Here is a 15,400-nt window from a genome sequence, read left to right on the forward strand (position 1 = left end):
GTACCGCCCTGTCCGGAGTGCGGAGCCCGCTGTTCGGAAGGAGTGGTTCCGTTCCCGTCAATTCGCGACGAAGGGTGACGGGCTGCGTGCGTTATGTGATGTGCTGGGGATCGGCGCTGACATCCGGCGCACCAGAGTTGTCCGGAGGGTCACCCGAGTCGTCCGGGAGATCCCAGGGAGGGGCGCGGCATGGGGGCGGAGCAGATTCGCCGGTGGGAGTCGGGTGCTCTCGCGCACGCGGTGAGCGATCCCTTCGGCCAGGGCCCGCTGCCCTGGCTGCGCGGCAGTGAGAACTACTTCGACGACACCGGCCAGGTCGTCCCCTGGTACGCCGACCTCGCCCGCTCCACCGGCGGCGGCACCCGTACCGCCGACGACGTGCACCGCCAGATCAAGGGCTTCGTCTCGCCCGGTGCGGCGGCCCCCGGCGAGGCCATCGACTTCCACATCACGGTCGACCCGCCCCAGCAGTTCTCCGTCGACGTCTACCGCATCGGGCATTACGGCGGCGACGGCGCGGCCAAGATCACCACGAGTCCGCGGCTCTCCGGCATCGTCCAGCCCCCGCCGCTCGCCGCCGACCGGACGGTCTCCTGCCACCACTGGTGGATGTCCTGGCGGCTCCAGATCCCGAGCTACTGGTCGGTCGGCGCGTACGTGGCCGTCCTGACCACCGCCGACGGCTACCGCTCCCACATCCCCTTCACGGTCCGCCACGACCACCCGGCCGATCTGCTGCTCCTGCTGCCCGACATCACCTGGCAGGCGTACAACCTCTACCCGGAGGACGGCCGCACCGGCGCGAGCCTCTACCACGCGTGGGACGAGCGGGGGCGGCTGCTCGGCGAGGAGGACGCCGCGGTCACGATCTCCTTCGACCGCCCGTACGCCGGATCGGGTCTGCCGCTGCACGTGGGGCACGCGTACGACTTCATCCGCTGGGCCGAGCGGTACGGCTACGACCTCGCCTACGCCGACGCCCGCGACCTGCACGCGGGCCGCGTCGACCCCAGCCGCTACCGGGGCCTGGTCTTCCCCGGCCACGACGAGTACTGGTCGCTGCCGATGCGCCGGGCCGCCGAGCGCGCCCGCGACTCCGGCACCTCGCTCGTCTTCCTCTCCGCCAACACCATGTACTGGCAGGTGGGCCTCGCCCCCTCCGCGTCCGGTGCGCCCGACCGGCTGCTGACCTGCCGCAAGCGCCGGGGGCCCGGGAAGTCTGCCCTGTGGCGCGAGGTGGACCGGCCCGAGCAGCAGCTCCTGGGCATCCAGTACGCGGGCCGGGTCCCCGACCCCCGCCCGCTCGTCGTGCGCAACGCCGAGCACTGGCTCTGGGACGCCACGGGCGCGGTCGAGGGGGACGAGGTCCCGGGCCTGGTCGCCGGGGAGGCCGACCGCTACTTCCCGCGCACCAGCCTGCCCGAGCACGACACCAGGATCCTGCTCGCCCACTCTCCGTACGAGGACTCCGAGGGCGCCACCCGTCACCAGGAGACCTCGCTCTACCAGGCCCCCTCCGGCGCCCTCGTCTTCGCCTCCGGCACCTTCGCCTGGTCCCCGGCCCTGGACCGCCCCGGACACACCGACCCCCGGATCCAGCAGGCCACCGCCAACCTCCTCGACCGGATCTGCAAGCGCGACTGACGGGCGCGACTGACGGGCGCAACTGACGGACGGGTGCGGCTGACGGGGTTCCTGTGACGGGCGCGACGGGCGAGTGCGACGCGCGGCACGCAGCGCGCGAGGGCCCGGCGCGCGCTCCGCGCCCCGCGTACGGGACAATCGGAACCGCTCCTGGATCAATCTACGCGGAGGCACCGTGTCCGGTTTTGTAGAAAAGCCCGAGCCCGTACAGGTTCCGGGCCTCACCCACCTGCACACCGGCAAGGTGCGTGACCTGTACCGGAACGAGGCGGGCGACCTCGTGATGGTCGCCAGCGACCGCATCTCCGCGTACGACTGGGTGCTGCCGACCGAGATCCCCGACAAGGGCCGCGTCCTCACCCGGCTCTCGCTCTGGTGGTTCGACCAGCTCGCCGACCTCGTCCCCAACCACGTCATCTCCACCGAGCTGCCGCCGGGCGCACCGGCCGACTGGGCGGGGCGCACGCTCATCTGCACGTCCCTGCGGATGGTCGAGGTCGAGTGCGTGGCCCGCGGCTATCTGACCGGCTCCGGGCTCGTCGAGTACGACGCCACCCGTACGGTCTGTGGCATCGGCCTGCCCGAGGGCCTGGTCAACGGGTCCGAGCTGCCCGGCGCGATCTTCACCCCGGCCACCAAGGCGGCCGTCGGCGACCACGACGAGAACGTCAGCTACGAGGACGTCGCCCGCGAGGTCGGTGTGGAGACCGCCGCCGAGCTGCGGCGCACCACGCTCGACGTCTACCGCCGGGCCCGGGACATCGCCCACGAGCGCGGGATCATCCTGGCCGACACCAAGTTCGAGTTCGGCTTCGAGACCACCGAGGACGGGACCGAGCGGCTGATCATCGCCGACGAGGTGCTGACCCCGGACTCCTCCCGCTTCTGGCCCGCCGCCACCTGGGAGCCCGGCCGCGCGCAGCCCAGTTACGACAAGCAGTTCGTGCGCGACTGGCTGACCTCGCCGGCCTCCGGCTGGGACCGCGGCAGCGAGCAGCCGCCCCCGGCGCTGCCGCAGGAGATCGTGGACGCGACCCGCGCCAAGTACATCGAGGCGTTCGAGGTGCTGACCGGCACCAGCTGGGCGTGACGACCGGCTGACACGGAGAAGGCCCCGGACCGAAAGGTCCGGGGCCTTCATCTCGTGGAGCGGACGACCAGGTTCGAACTGGCGACCTCAACCTTGGCAAGGTTGCGCTCTACCAACTGAGCTACGTCCGCAGTGCGCCGAAGCGCGATGCCTACTATACCCATCCTCGCTCGCGGGCGAGACGCACTGCCGTGTGCCGGTTCTCCGCACCGATCTTGGAGGCGGCCGAGGAGAGGTAGTTGCGCACGGTCCCCTGGGAGAGCGAGGCCCGCTCGGCGATCTCCGCGACCGGCGCCCCGTCCGCCGCGAGTTCGAGCACCTCGGCCTCCCGAGCGGTCAGCGGGGAGTCCCCGGCGGAGATTGCGTCTGCGGCCAACTCCGGGTCCACATAGCGGTTTCCGGCGTGGACGGTACGGATGATCTCGGCGAGCCGCCGGGCGCTGACGGTCTTCGGCACGAAGCCGCGCACGCCGGCGGCCAGCGCCCGCTTGAGGTGCCCGGGGCGGCCGTGGCTGGTCACGATCATGGTGCGGCAGGCGGGCAGTTCGGCCCGCAGCGATGTGGCGACCTTCACACCGTCCGCGCCCGGCATCTGGAGATCCAGGACGGCGACGTCGGGCCGGTGCGCCAGAGCCATCGCCAGGGCCTCGGGGCCGCTCGCCGCCTCCGCCACCACGACGAGGTCCTCCTCCAGGGCGAGCAGGGCGGCCAGCGCGCCCCGGATCAGGTGCTCGTCGTCGGCCAGCAGGACGCGCAGGGGCCGCGCGGCGGTCATCGTTGTTCCTCCGGAAGGTCGGAAGGGGCGGGGGAGGGGGCGGAGGGAGCCGCGCGTCCGGCCGAGGCCGGGGCGGTGCTTCCGCTTGGGGCGGTGGTCCCGCCTGGGGTGGTGCTTCCGCCTGGGGCGGTGGTCCCGCTCGGGGTGGTGGTCCCGCCTGGGGCAGTGTTCCCGCCTGGGGTGGTGCTCTCGCTCGGGGTGGTGCTTCCGCCGGGGTTGGTGTTCCCGCCCGCTGCCGCGTTCCGGCCCGGGGCGGGGTGTTCGCCCGGGGCGGTGGGGCCGGCCGGCGTGGTCGGCCCGCCCGGAGCCGGGCCCGAGGCCGTGAGCGGCACCGTCGCCGTCACCCGGAAGAGGTCGTCCCCGGCGGGTGCGGCGGTGAGGGTGCCGCCGAGCGCCCCGAGCCGTTCGCGGAGCCCCGCCAGGCCCGAACCGCCGCCGTCGCCCCCGCTGTCGCCCCCGCCGTCGAGCGGGTCCGCAGTGCCGGCCCCGTCGTTCTCGACCTCCAGGACCACCGCGTCCCGCGTCCGGGCGAGCCGGATCGAGCAGTGGCGCGGGTCTCCGTGGCGCAGGACGTTCGTCGCGGTCTCGCGCACCACCCAGCCCAGCGCCGCCTGGACGGCGGCCGGAGCTCCGATCCCGGCGGGGCCGTCCGCGCCCTCGACGGTGACGGAGATCCCGGCGGCCTGCAACACGCCCCGCGCTCCCATGAGTTCGGTGGGCAGATCGGCCTCCCGGTAGCCGCGTACGACATCGCGGACCTCCTGCTGCGAGGCCCGTGCGATCCGCTGCACCTCGACCATCTGGTCCACCGCCGCCGGGTTCCCGCGCTGGGCCAGCTCCACCGCCAGCTCGCTCTTCAGGGCGATCACCGACAGATTCCGGCCCAGCACGTCGTGCATGTCCCGGCCGAACCGCAGCCGCTCCTCCGCCACCGCGAGGCGGGCCTGCATGTCGCGCGCCTCCTCCGCCTGCCACATCACCGACAGGCTCCAGCCGCTGGGGCGTACCGAACCGAGCACCAGCACGGCGGCGAGGGCCATGGTCAGGGCGGTGCCCAGCAGCGGGGTCCCCGCTCGCCCGAAAGCGGCCAGCAGGGCCACGAGGGCCGCGATGTAGGCCGCCGCGTGCAGCAGGAACCGGCGTGCGGGGACGAGCAGGGCGTACGGGATCGCGAACGCGACCGGCACGTCCATCGCCAGCACCGGCAGCGCCCGGTCGTCCAGGCCGTCCACCGCCACGAGGGCGATCAGCAGCCCGGACAGCGCCACCAGCAGCACCGCCGGGAGCCGCAGCCGCCGCCGGGGGAAGGGCTCGGCCCCCCGGTAGTGGTCGAACGCCGGCCGCACGTTGACCGTGCTCAGCACGGACTGGGCGACGTTCACGGCGAACAGGGCCGCACCGATGGCCACCGCCCAGGCGCCCCGGTCGAGGGCCGTGCCCAGCGGCAGGAATCCCCAGGTCAGCAGGAACAGCCAGACCAACGAGCAGAGCGTCGCCCGGGTGTAGAGGTCGATGCGCTGGAGCTTGCTGCGCTCGTGCCAGCCGCGCCGCCAGCCCCGTACCCGACCGATCACGCCCCTCAGCCCCTTCATCTCAGCCGCGCGGGTCCCAGCGGAACCACCGTCGCACAGCAAACACCGCGAACCCGGTCCAGGCCAGCGCCGCCACGACGGCCGTGACCAGGTCGCCGCCCTCCACCCCGCCGAGCCAGCCGTGCCGTACGAGGGTCATCACGCCGGTCAGCGGCAGCAGCTCGAAGACGGCGGCGAGCCGGTCCGGGAAGACGTCCAGCGGGACGAAGATGCCGGAGGCGAAGAGCGAGACGAAGAACAGCGGCAGTGTGGTGAGCTGCGAGGTCTGGACCGTCCGGGTCACCGCGGAGGTCGCGGCGGCGAGCGCGGACATCATCACGAAGCCGACGAGCAGGCCCAGCAGGAACAGCTCCGGCCGCTTCGGCGTACTCAGGTCGAAGGCGATCGCGCCCGCCACGACGAGCAGCACGCTCTGGAGGACCGCCAGCGCCACGGAGGGCAGCGCCGTGGAGACCAGGATCTCCTGGTCGGTGACCTCGCCGGTGCGCAGCCGCTTGAGGACGAGTTCCTCGCGCCGGGTGACGTAGCCGGTGACGAGGTTCATGTAGACGACCTGGACCAGCACGATGCCGATACCGCCGGTGAGGGCGGCGCCCGCGACGGAGAGTCCGGTGCCCGCGAGGTCGACCTGTTCGAGCGAGGCCCGGATCGAGAAGATCATCACGATCGGCAGCACCAGGGCCACGAAGATCGCGGACCGGTTGCGGATCAGCAGGATCAGTTCGGCGCGGGCGAGGGCGTTCAACCGCCGGAAGGAGGCGGACCGGCCGGAGGGGGAAGGGGGCCGCTCGGGGGACGTGCGGCCGTCCGCGAGGGCGGTGGGCGTGGTCATGCCGTCACCTTCTTCGTCTCGTTGGGGGTGCCGCCGTCCACGACCCCGGCGGATCCGTGCCGGGGCCCTGCCCTGCGCGGATCGTCGGCCCGTGAGCGGAGCTGGGTGTTCGCGATCTGCAGGAACGCCTCCTCCAGGGAGGCGGAGCGGGCGTCGAGCCCGAGCAGTTCCACGCCCGACTCCCGTGCCCAGCCGATGAGTTCGTACAGGGATTCCTGGAGCGTGGGGGTGCGGATCTCCACCCGCTGCCCTTCCGCCCCGGCCTGGAGCGAGAGCGGAAGGTGTGCGGCCGGTACGCCGTCGGGCAGGGTGAAGCGGATCCGGGCCGGATGCGCGGCGGTGACCTCGGCGGTCGTCCCGGCCGTCACGACCCGTCCCTGGTGCATGATCGCCAGCCGGTCCGCGAGGGACTCGGCCTCCTCCAGGTAGTGGGTGGTCAGCAGGACGGTCGTGCCGGACTCCCTCAGCGCCCGGATCAGGTCCCACGTGTCGCGCCGCCCCTCGGCGTCCAGTCCGGTGGTCGGTTCGTCCAGGAAGAGCACCTCGGGCCGGGAGGTGAGGGCCAGCGCCAGGTCCAGGCGCCGCTTCTCGCCGCCGGACAGCTGCTTGACCCGCACCGTGGCCCGGCCGGTGAGGCCGACCGTCTCCAGGGCCTCGGCGGCGGGGCGGGCGCCGGTGGTGCACGCCGACCACATGCGGGCGGTCTCCAGGACGGTGAGGTCGGAGGGGAAGCCGCCTTCCTGGAGCATGACGCCGGTACGGGGGCGGACGGCGGCGCGCTCGCGGTACGGGTCGTGGCCGAGGACCCGTACCGTGCCGTCGGACGGCGCCGCCAGACCCTCCAGGAGTTCCACGGTGGAGGTCTTGCCCGCGCCGTTCGTCCCGAGCAGGGCGAACAGTTCGCCGCGGGCCACGGAGAAGGAGATCCCGGACACGGCCTCGAAGCCGTCGGCGTAGCGGCGCCGGACCCCGTTCGCCTCGATCACGGGACCGTTCGCGCGGTCGCTGAGCATGTCGTCGCTGGTCATGCTTCCAGGCTTCCGCCGGACCGGGCCCGCGGGCAGTGCGCGCTGTCACCAGTGCCCATGACAAACGTCATGAGGTGGTGGGGGAACGCCAAAGGCCCCGATCGAAAACGATCGGGGCCTTTGCCTCTGAGCGGACGACCAGGTTCGAACTGGCGACCTCAACCTTGGCAAGGTTGCGCTCTACCAACTGAGCTACGTCCGCAGTGCGACCACTCGGCTTTCACCGGTGGAGCGAGCACCACTCTACCTGATCCCACGAAGTGGTCAGAAGAGTCGTGCAGAGCGGGTGACAGGAATTGCACACTGCGCCTTCCCCCTGGAAGGGGGCTGTTCTACTACTGAACTACACCCGCACGCTGCGTGGGATTCGGCTTTGCGGCCTCGCCCCTCGGCGTGTTCCAGACTCTATCCGACCTGCGGGGGTGTCGCGCAAGTCGGCTCCCCGCGGAGCTCGTCGGGCGGACCCGCGAGCCCGCCCGGTGGGGCGTCCTGCGGGGCGTCCGGGGCCGCCTGACGGACCGTCCGCGCCGGGTGGCCGGGCGGTGTCCGCCGGGCCGGGCGGTCTCCGTCGGACGGGCGGCGCCGGACGGGCCGGGGAGCCGGGCGGGCCGGGAGGACGGGGCGGTCAGTCGCCCCACCCCGGTCCGGCCGCCCCCGGTCGGAGCCGCGCACCCGGTCCGGCCGCCTTCGCGGTCCGCCCCTCACGGTCCGCCCCCTCGGTCCGCCCGCCTCCGTGACCGGCCCGGCCGGACTCCGTGCGCCGCCCCGGCTCAGCCCGCCGCCGCGAACGCCTCGTAGACCTTCTTCGGGATGCGGCCGCGGGCCGGCACGTCCATCCGGTGCGAGCGTGCCCAGGCGCGCACGGCCGCCGGGTCCGGGGCCAGGGAGGTGTGGCGGTAGGACACGGGCGTCCTGCCGCGCCTGCCGGCCTGTGTCTGCTTTCGCCCGGCGGCCACGTAGGGCGCCAGGGTCTTCCGCAGTTTCTTCGCGTTGGCGGGGTTGAGGTCGATCTCGTACGTCTTCCCGTCCAGGGCGAAGGTCACCGTTTCCGCCGCCGCTCCCCCGTCGATGTCGTCGGAGAGTGTCACCACTACGCGCTGAGCCACGGATATCGGTCCTTTCCTACGGCATCGGCGCATAATGCGTGCGCGGATGCCTGCCTTCCGGCTGCCAGGCGGGCGGATGGGGGTCGACGTGTATGTCGACTGGTCCGTTGTTCCCGGTGTTCCGTTGTTCCGGGGCAATGGTGCTTTCCCCGGTAATCATTTGTACAGCGGTCGGCACCCCATTGTGAAGCCCGTCCAATTACGTGCGCGTGTCCGTGTGTAATCCGTGTGCAATCCGGGAGGGTTTTTCCCGGAGCTTTTCCGTTCGGTGTCGCGGCCGATATGCGGACGTGATCTGCGCGACGTCCCCGCCGGGCCCGCCCCGTCCGATATCTACCCGCGTAGAAATTTTGGCCAGGTACGCTGAGTGGACCAGCGGGGGTCTGGGGAGCCCCCCGGAGAGACAGCCGCACCACACCACCACACCGGGAGTGCCAGTGGCACGCGTCGTAGTCGACGTCATGCTCAAGCCCGAGATCCTCGACCCGCAGGGACAGGCGGTGCAGCGCGCACTGCCCCGTCTCGGCTTCGAGGGAATCGCGGACGTTCGTCAGGGAAAGCGTTTCGAGCTGGAGGTCGAGGGGCCGGTCGACGACGCCGCCCTCACCCGCATTAACGAGATGGCCGAGACGTTCCTCGCCAACACCGTCATCGAGGACTTCGTCGTGAAGGTGGAGGAGGAGAAGTGACCACCCGTATCGGCGTCGTCACTTTTCCCGGCACCCTCGACGATCAGGACGCCCTGCGCGCCGTCCGTATCGCGGGCGCCGAGCCCGTGTCCCTGTGGCACCGCGACAAGGACCTCCACCAGGTCGACGCGGTCGTCCTGGCCGGCGGTTTCTCCTACGGGGACTACCTCCGCGCCGGTGCCATCTCCCGCTTCTCGCCGGTGATGGAGACCCTCATCGAGCAGGCGAAGGCCGGGATGCCGGTCCTCGGCATCTGCAACGGTTTCCAGATCCTGACCGAGGCGCACCTGCTGCCCGGCGCGATGCTGCGCAACAACCACCTCCACTTCATCTGCCGCGACCAGAAGCTGCGGGTGGAGAACGCGGAGACCGCCTGGACCTCGGACTACAGCGCCGGCCAGGAGATCAGCGTCCCGCTCAAGAACATGGACGGCCGCTACACCGCCGACGAGCGCACGCTCGACGCACTGGAGGCCGAGGGCCGCGTCGCCTTCCGCTACCTCGACGGCAACCCCAACGGCTCGCTCCGCGACATCGCGGGCATCACCAACGCGGCGGGCAACATCGTCGGCCTGATGCCGCACCCGGAGCACGCCGTGGAGCCGCTGATCGGCACCGGCCGCACCGACGGCCTCGGTTTCTTCACCTCGATCATCAAGAAGCTGGTCAACGCATGAGCCTGGATACGGTCAAGCACGCGGCCGAGACCCCGGACGCCGCGCAGCCCTGGAAGGAACTCGGCCTCAAGGAGGACGAGTACGCCCGGATCCGCGAGATCCTGGGCCGTCGCCCCACCGGCGCCGAGCTCGCCATGTACTCCGTGATGTGGTCCGAGCACTGCTCGTACAAGAGCAGCAAGGTCCACCTCAAGCAGTTCGGCGAGAAGGTCCCCGTCAACGACGCGATGCTCGTCGGCATCGGCGAGAACGCCGGCGTCGTCGACGTCGGCCAGGGGTACGCGGTCACCTTCAAGGTCGAGTCGCACAACCACCCCTCGTACATCGAGCCCTACCAGGGCGCGGCCACCGGCATCGGCGGCATCGTCCGCGACATCCTCGCGATGGGCGCCCGCCCGGTCGCGGTCGTGGACCCGCTGCGCTTCGGCGCCGCCGACCACCCCGACACCAAGCGCGTCCTGCCGGGCGTCGTCGCGGGCATCGGCGGCTACGGCAACTGCCTGGGCCTGCCCAACATCGGCGGCGAGGTCGTCTTCGACGCCTGCTACCAGGGCAACCCGCTGGTCAACGCCGGATGCATCGGCGTGATGAAGCACGAGGACATCCACCTCGCGCAGGCCTCGGGCCCCGGCAACAAGGTCATCCTGTACGGCGCCCGCACCGGCGGCGACGGCATCGGCGGCGTCTCCGTGCTGGCGAGCGAGACCTTCGAGTCGACCGGCCCCGCCAAGCGGCCCGCCGTCCAGGTCGGCGACCCCTTCCAGGAGAAGCTCCTCATCGAGTGCACCCTGGAGATCTTCCAGGAGAAGCTCGTCGCGGGCATCCAGGACCTCGGCGGCGCCGGGCTGTCCTGCGCCACCAGCGAGCTGGCCTCGGCCGGCTCCGGCGGCATGCGCGTCGAGCTGGACACCGTGCCGCTGCGCGACTCCTCCCTCTCGCCCGAGGAAATCCTCATGAGCGAGTCGCAGGAGCGCATGTGCGCGATCGTCGAACCGCAGCACGTGGACCGCTTCCTGGAGATCTGCGAGAAGTGGGACGTCATCGCCACCGTCATCGGTGAGGTGACCGACGGCTCCCAGCTGGAGATCTTCTGGCACGGCGAGCAGATCGTGGACGTCCCCCCGCGTTCGGTCGCCCACGACGGCCCGGTCTACCAGCGCCCGTTCGCCCGCCCGTCCTGGCAGGACGCGCTCCAGGCGGACGACGCGGGCAAGCTTCCCCGCCCGGCCGACGCGGCCGAGCTGCGCGAGCAGGTCCTCCAGCTGGTCGCGTCCCCGAACCAGGCCTCCAAGGCGTGGATCACCGACCAGTACGACCGCTTCGTGCAGGGCAACACCGTCCTCGCGACGCCCGAGGACGCGGGCATGGTCCGCATCGACGCCGAGTCGAACCTGGGCGTGGCGCTGGCGACCGACGGCAACGGCCGGTACGCCAAGCTCGACCCGTACACCGGTGCGCAGCTCGCTCTGGCCGAGTCGTACCGCAACGTCGCCGCCTCCGGCGCCAAGCCGCTGGCCATCTCGGACTGCCTGAACTTCGGCTCCCCCGAGGACCCGGACGTCATGTGGCAGTTCGCCGAGGCCACCCGCGGTCTCGCGGACGGCTGCCTGGAGCTGGGCACCCCGGTCACCGGCGGCAACGTCTCGCTGTACAACCAGACCGGTGAGACGGCGATCCACCCGACGCCGGTCGTGGCCGTGCTCGGTGTGATCGACGATGTGAACCGTCGTACGCCGGTCGCCTTCGCGGAAGAGGGCCAGCTCCTCTACCTGCTGGGGGACACGGCCGAGGAGTTCGGCGGCTCGGCCTGGTCCGAGGTCGTCCACCACCACCTCGGCGGCCTGCCGCCCAAGGTGGACCTGGCGCGCGAGAAGCTGCTCGCGGAGATCCTCATCTCGGCCTCGCGCGACGGCATGATCGACGCCGCGCACGACCTGTCCGACGGCGGTCTGGTCCAGGCGGTCACCGAGTCCTGCCTGCGCGGCGGGAGGGGCGCCCGGCTGGTCGTGCCGGACGGCCTGGACGCGTTCACGTTCCTCTTCTCCGAGTCCGCCGGCCGCGCGGTCGTCGCGGTCCCGCGCAGCGAGGAGCTGCGTTTCACCGACATGTGCGGGGCGCGCGGTCTGCCCGTCACCCGCATCGGTGTCGTGGACGGCGAGGAGATCGAGGTCCAGGGCGAGTTCAGCATTCCGCTGAGCGAGCTCCGAACCGCGCACGAGGCGACGATCCCCGCGCTGCTCGCCTGAGCCGCGCGCCGAACGGCGTTGCAGAAGCCCCCGCCCGGGTCGTCCGGGCGGGGGCTTCGGCCTTGCCCCGCAGCCCCTTGATGGAAATTACGTCCTTACGTAAGTTTGGGGCATGGAGCTGGAGCAGCGGGTCGCCGAGCTGGAGCGGCGGCTCACGGCGCTGGAACGGCAGGACCCCGAATCCCCCCGACTGGGCGACGGCGGCTTCTGGGCGCTGGACGGGCTGAAGCAGCAGCTCGCCGGTGTCGGGGAGGCCGCCGCCGACGGGGGCGTGCTCTACACGGGTGCCGTGCGGTCGCCCACCGGTGAGAGTTACGAGTGGCAGTACGGCGCCCTCACCGAGGCCCTGCTCGACGGGGACTGGGCGGATACCGCCGAGTCGTTCGCCGCGCTGGGCCATCCGGTGCGGCTGCGCCTGCTCCGCGAGATCCTCGGCGGTCTCAGGACGGCCGCCGAGCTGGCCGCGCTCGACGGGGCGGGCACCACCGGCCAGATCTACCACCACCTGCGCCAGCTGACCGGCGCGGGCTGGCTGCACGCGGCGGGGCGCGGCAGATACGAGGTGCCGCCCGCCCGGGTCGTACCGCTGCTGGTGATGCTGACGGCGGCCCGGCCGTAGCACCGCAACCACACAGGGGCAGTCACACAGGGGGAGTCGACCATGTCCGTCCGCAGAGCCGTGCCCGTCGCCATGCGGCTGTCCTGGCTGGTCCTGTTCGCGCTGATGATCGCGGAGTTCGTCACGGATCTGCCGGGGCCCGGCTGGGCGACCACCGTCCTGCCCGCCATGGTCGTGCTCGCCCTCATGGCGGCCACGACGACGCTCCAGGCCCGCGCCGCCGCGCCCCGGGGCGAGCCGAGGCCCCCCGTCGAGGTCGACCCGCCGGTCACCGGTCGCTGGACGGCGCTGAACAGCCCGGCCGACAAGGTGCCGAGCCACGGGACGCACGTGTACGGGCAGACGTACGCGATCGACATCGTGGCCGACCCGGAGGCCGGAGAGGGCGAGCCCCCGGCCCGGCCGGAGTTCCGGTGGCTCTGGCCGCTCTTCCGCCGCAACCGCTCCTTTCCGGCCTTCGGCGCCCCGCTGCTCGCGGTGGCCGATGCCACGGTCGTGGCCGCGAGCGACGGCCGGCGTGACCACCTGAGCCGCAACTCGCTCGCGGGTTTCGTCTACCTGCTGCTCGTCGAGGGCAACGTCCGCTCGATCGCCGGGGTGCACCAGGTCATCGGCAACCACGTCATCCTCGACATCGGCGACGGCACGTACGCCGTCTACGCCCACGTCCGGCGCGGCTCCCTCCGGGTGAGGGCCGGGGACACCGTGCGGGCCGGACAGCGGATCGCGCAGTGCGGCAACTCCGGCAACAGCACCGAACCGCACCTCCACCTCCACCTGATGGACGGCCCGGACCCCGACGACGCCCGGGGCGTCCCGTTCACCTGGCGGGGCGTCGGGGTCCCGGCGAACGGCGAGACGTTCACCGTGGCCGGCGCTTCCGGCACTTCCGCCGCTTCCGCCGCCTCCGCCGCTTCCGCCGCTTCCGCCGCTTCCGACGCCTCCGACGCCTCCGCGGCCGGGGACGGTGGCGGAGGCGCCGGGGACAGGGCCGGACCGGCCCGGCCGCGGAATGCCGGTGGGGCCGGTTAGTCTCGGGCCCATGCCCCCGGCCAAGAAGCGCCCGCGCGCCTACGACCACCTCAGGACCCGGACGGCGGTCCTCGCCCAGTACGGCCATGTGCGCGACGCCGTCGCCGCGCTGACGCCGCAGCAGCTCGCCCGGCCGACCCGGCTCGGCGACTGGACGGTGCGTGATCTGGCCGCGCACATCGCTCTGGGGCTCGGCTCGGTCAGCCGGGACCTGGCCCTGCCGCAGCCGCCGGGCCCCGGGCCCGCGACCACCCTCCTGGAGTGGCCGCCGGCCGTCGCGGCAGTCGTGAGGGACCCCGCGGCCCCGGCCCCGGCGGCCGACCGTCCCGACCTCCTCGCGCTCTACGGGGAGGTGGAGGCGGCCTTCCGCGCGGACGTCCCCGCCTCCGGCACGGGGGACCGGCTGCTGCCCACCCGGGTCGGCTCCATGCGGCTGGCCGACTACCTGGTCACCCGGACCGTCGAGCTGGTCGTCCACACGGACGACCTGAACGATGCGCTCGGACTGGAGATCCCCTACGACCGGCAGGCCCTGGCCGCCTGCACCCGGCTGCTGGCGGACACCCTCGCGGACCGGGCGCCGGGCGGCTCGGTCGAGGTGCGCGTCCCGCCGTTCGCGGTGGTCCAGTGCATCGGCGGCCCCAAGCACACCCGGGGCACCCCGCCCAACGTCGTGGAGACCTCCCCGCTGACCTGGATCCGGCTCGCCACCGGGCGTACGGAGTGGGCGCACGCCCTGGAGGAGGCCGAGGCCGTCGCCAGCGGCGAGCGCGCGGACCTGGCCGCGCTGCTCCCGCTGCTGCGCTGAGCCGGACGGCCGGCGGCGCGGCGGGATGACCCGCTGCCGTACGCCCCGCAGCGGAGCGGGCGGAACCGGATCGGGCCCTCGGCCCGTCACATCGCCATGCACACACAACGGATGACCCTCAGCGTCAGTGCCCTGGCCCTCCTCGCCCTCGCCGCCTGCGGTACGGAGTCGGGTTCCGGCTCAGGCCGGGGATCCGGCGACGGCGGTGACACCGTGCAGAGCGATGTCCCCGTCACCGGCGTGGCGTGGAGCGTCGACTCGGTGACCGTCGGCGGGAAGAGGACCGAGGCCCCGGAGGGGGCCCGCCTGGAGATCGACCCGAGCGGCCGGGCCACGGCCCACTTCGGCTGCAACCACATCAGTGCAGACGCCCGGGTGGAGGGCGACCGGATCACCCTGGGCAAGCCCGTCACCACCCAGATGGCGTGCGACGAGGACATCGAGAAGTTCGAGAAGGCCGCCATCGACGCGATGGGCGGCGAGCACACCGCGAAGCTGTCCGGGGACCGGCTGACCCTCACCACGGAGAAGGGGGACACCATGGCCCTCAGCGAGGAGAAGCCCGCCGATCTGGTGGGCACCCGGTGGACGGTCGGCACGCTGCTCGACGGCGAGACGGCCACGACCGTGCCGGCCGATCTCCCGAAGGAGCGGACACCGCATCTGACCTTCACCGAGGACGGCACCGTGAACGGCAACGCCGGCTGCAACTCCTTCAGCGGCAAGGCCACGGTCGAGGGGTCCACGATCGTCTTCGGACCGATGGCGAGCACCCGCAAGATGTGCCCGGAGGCCGAGATGGGGACCGAGCGTGCCGTGCTCGCCGCCCTCAAGGGCACGAAGGCGTACACGATCAAGGGCGGCACGCTCACCGTCGGCGCCGACGACGGCAGGGGGATCGGCGCCACCGCCGCACCCGCCGGGGCCGAGAACAGCTCGGAGCACGGCTGAACCCGGCCCCTCGGTGTGAGGCTCGCCACGAAACGAGCGTTCGGCCAGCAGCTGCGGCGAAGATCGGCCGCGTTCACCGAGCGCCACGGCCGTCCGCCTGCCGCCCAGCGTGGCTACCCGTCGGTAACCAGCCGCTCGGCCCGGAAGGGAGCGCCGCGTCCGCCCCGGACGCTCCGCGCCCGCCGGGCGGGCGTCACGCAGGGTCACCGGCCGAAGTCCCGCGAATCGCCCGCCCCGGGCGGCGGGCGGGCCCGTTTCCCGCGCTCCACCGCGCGTTTGCTTCCCGGTCCCCAATTCGGACCAGTGGTCGA

General features: G+C 72.5%; 13 protein-coding genes, 3 tRNA genes and 1 pseudogene. 9 read left to right on the plus strand and 8 right to left on the minus strand.

Translation table 11 applies throughout. The features are described from left to right. Nucleotides 1-189: 189 nt before the first annotated feature. Both KME66_RS17710 and KME66_RS17715 read left to right on the plus strand, forming a co-directional pair. Nucleotides 190-1,644, plus strand: coding sequence for a N,N-dimethylformamidase beta subunit family domain-containing protein (locus tag KME66_RS17710; protein WP_073228372.1), 1,455 nt, complete (start codon nt 190-192; stop codon nt 1,642-1,644). A 175-nt stretch (nt 1,645-1,819) separates the two neighbouring features. Further along, entirely contained in the window at nt 1,820-2,734 is a 915-nt protein-coding gene (locus tag KME66_RS17715) for a phosphoribosylaminoimidazolesuccinocarboxamide synthase (RefSeq protein ID WP_073228376.1), read from the plus strand. 55 nt (nt 2,735-2,789) lie between these two features. On the opposite strand, the gene KME66_RS17720 is transcribed toward KME66_RS17715, so the two are convergent. From KME66_RS17720 to KME66_RS17755, 8 genes and pseudogenes are all read right to left on the minus strand, one after another. Continuing rightward, a tRNA-Gly gene (locus KME66_RS17720) sits at nt 2,790-2,865 on the minus strand. Between the two features lie 23 nt (nt 2,866-2,888). After that, nucleotides 2,889-3,509 (minus strand): response regulator transcription factor, encoded by a 621-nt coding sequence (locus KME66_RS17725; protein WP_073228378.1) that lies wholly within the window; start codon nt 3,507-3,509, stop codon nt 2,889-2,891. 290 nt (nt 3,510-3,799) lie between these two features. Beyond that, nucleotides 3,800-5,101, minus strand: a pseudogene (locus tag KME66_RS17730) (sensor histidine kinase); the annotation flags it as partial. 1 nt (nt 5,102) lies between these two features. Then, a complete protein-coding gene (locus KME66_RS17735; protein WP_073228380.1) occupies nt 5,103-5,933 on the minus strand; it encodes an ABC transporter permease in 831 nt (276 codons plus the stop codon). Continuing rightward, entirely contained in the window at nt 5,930-6,961 is a 1,032-nt protein-coding gene (locus tag KME66_RS17740) for an ABC transporter ATP-binding protein (RefSeq protein WP_216323656.1), read from the minus strand. Before KME66_RS17740 ends, KME66_RS17735 begins: the two co-directional genes overlap by 4 nt. Nucleotides 6,962-7,090: 129 nt before the next feature. Continuing rightward, nucleotides 7,091-7,163: transfer RNA gene (locus KME66_RS17745), tRNA-Gly, on the minus strand. 79 nt (nt 7,164-7,242) lie between these two features. Continuing rightward, nucleotides 7,243-7,314: transfer RNA gene (locus KME66_RS17750), tRNA-Gly, on the minus strand. A gap of 417 nt (nt 7,315-7,731) precedes the next feature. After that, nucleotides 7,732-8,067 (minus strand): Lsr2 family protein, encoded by a 336-nt coding sequence (locus KME66_RS17755; RefSeq protein ID WP_216323658.1) that lies wholly within the window; start codon nt 8,065-8,067, stop codon nt 7,732-7,734. A 437-nt stretch (nt 8,068-8,504) separates the two neighbouring features. On the opposite strand from KME66_RS17755, the gene purS reads away from it, so the two are divergent. From purS to KME66_RS17790, 7 genes are all read left to right on the plus strand, one after another. After that, nucleotides 8,505-8,756: a phosphoribosylformylglycinamidine synthase subunit PurS gene (purS, locus tag KME66_RS17760; RefSeq protein WP_216323661.1), complete on the plus strand. Its 252-nt coding sequence runs from the start codon at nt 8,505-8,507 to the stop codon at nt 8,754-8,756. Further along, nucleotides 8,753-9,433 (plus strand): phosphoribosylformylglycinamidine synthase subunit PurQ, encoded by a 681-nt coding sequence (gene purQ / locus KME66_RS17765; protein WP_073228388.1) that lies wholly within the window; start codon nt 8,753-8,755, stop codon nt 9,431-9,433. Before purS ends, purQ begins: the two co-directional genes overlap by 4 nt. Beyond that, nucleotides 9,430-11,679, plus strand: a complete 2,250-nt coding sequence (purL, locus tag KME66_RS17770; RefSeq protein ID WP_073228391.1) for a phosphoribosylformylglycinamidine synthase subunit PurL — start codon at nt 9,430-9,432, stop codon at nt 11,677-11,679. The genes purQ and purL overlap by 4 nt, the downstream gene beginning before the upstream one ends. A 112-nt stretch (nt 11,680-11,791) precedes the next feature. Continuing rightward, entirely contained in the window at nt 11,792-12,298 is a 507-nt protein-coding gene (locus KME66_RS17775; RefSeq protein ID WP_216323664.1) for a helix-turn-helix transcriptional regulator, read from the plus strand. Nucleotides 12,299-12,340: 42 nt separating this feature from the next. Further along, entirely contained in the window at nt 12,341-13,330 is a 990-nt protein-coding gene (locus tag KME66_RS17780; protein ID WP_216323666.1) for a M23 family metallopeptidase, read from the plus strand. Between the two features lie 10 nt (nt 13,331-13,340). Beyond that, nucleotides 13,341-14,138, plus strand: a complete 798-nt coding sequence (locus KME66_RS17785; RefSeq protein ID WP_073228400.1) for a maleylpyruvate isomerase family mycothiol-dependent enzyme — start codon at nt 13,341-13,343, stop codon at nt 14,136-14,138. A gap of 111 nt (nt 14,139-14,249) precedes the next feature. Further along, the gene (locus KME66_RS17790; protein WP_253208384.1) at nt 14,250-15,089 is read left to right on the plus strand and encodes an META domain-containing protein; all 840 of its coding nucleotides are present in this window, start codon (nt 14,250-14,252) and stop codon (nt 15,087-15,089) included. Nucleotides 15,090-15,400: the final 311 nt, after the last annotated feature.

This window comes from Streptomyces sp. YPW6, assembly GCF_018866325.1.
Taxonomy (GTDB): Bacteria; Actinomycetota; Actinomycetes; order Streptomycetales; family Streptomycetaceae; genus Streptomyces.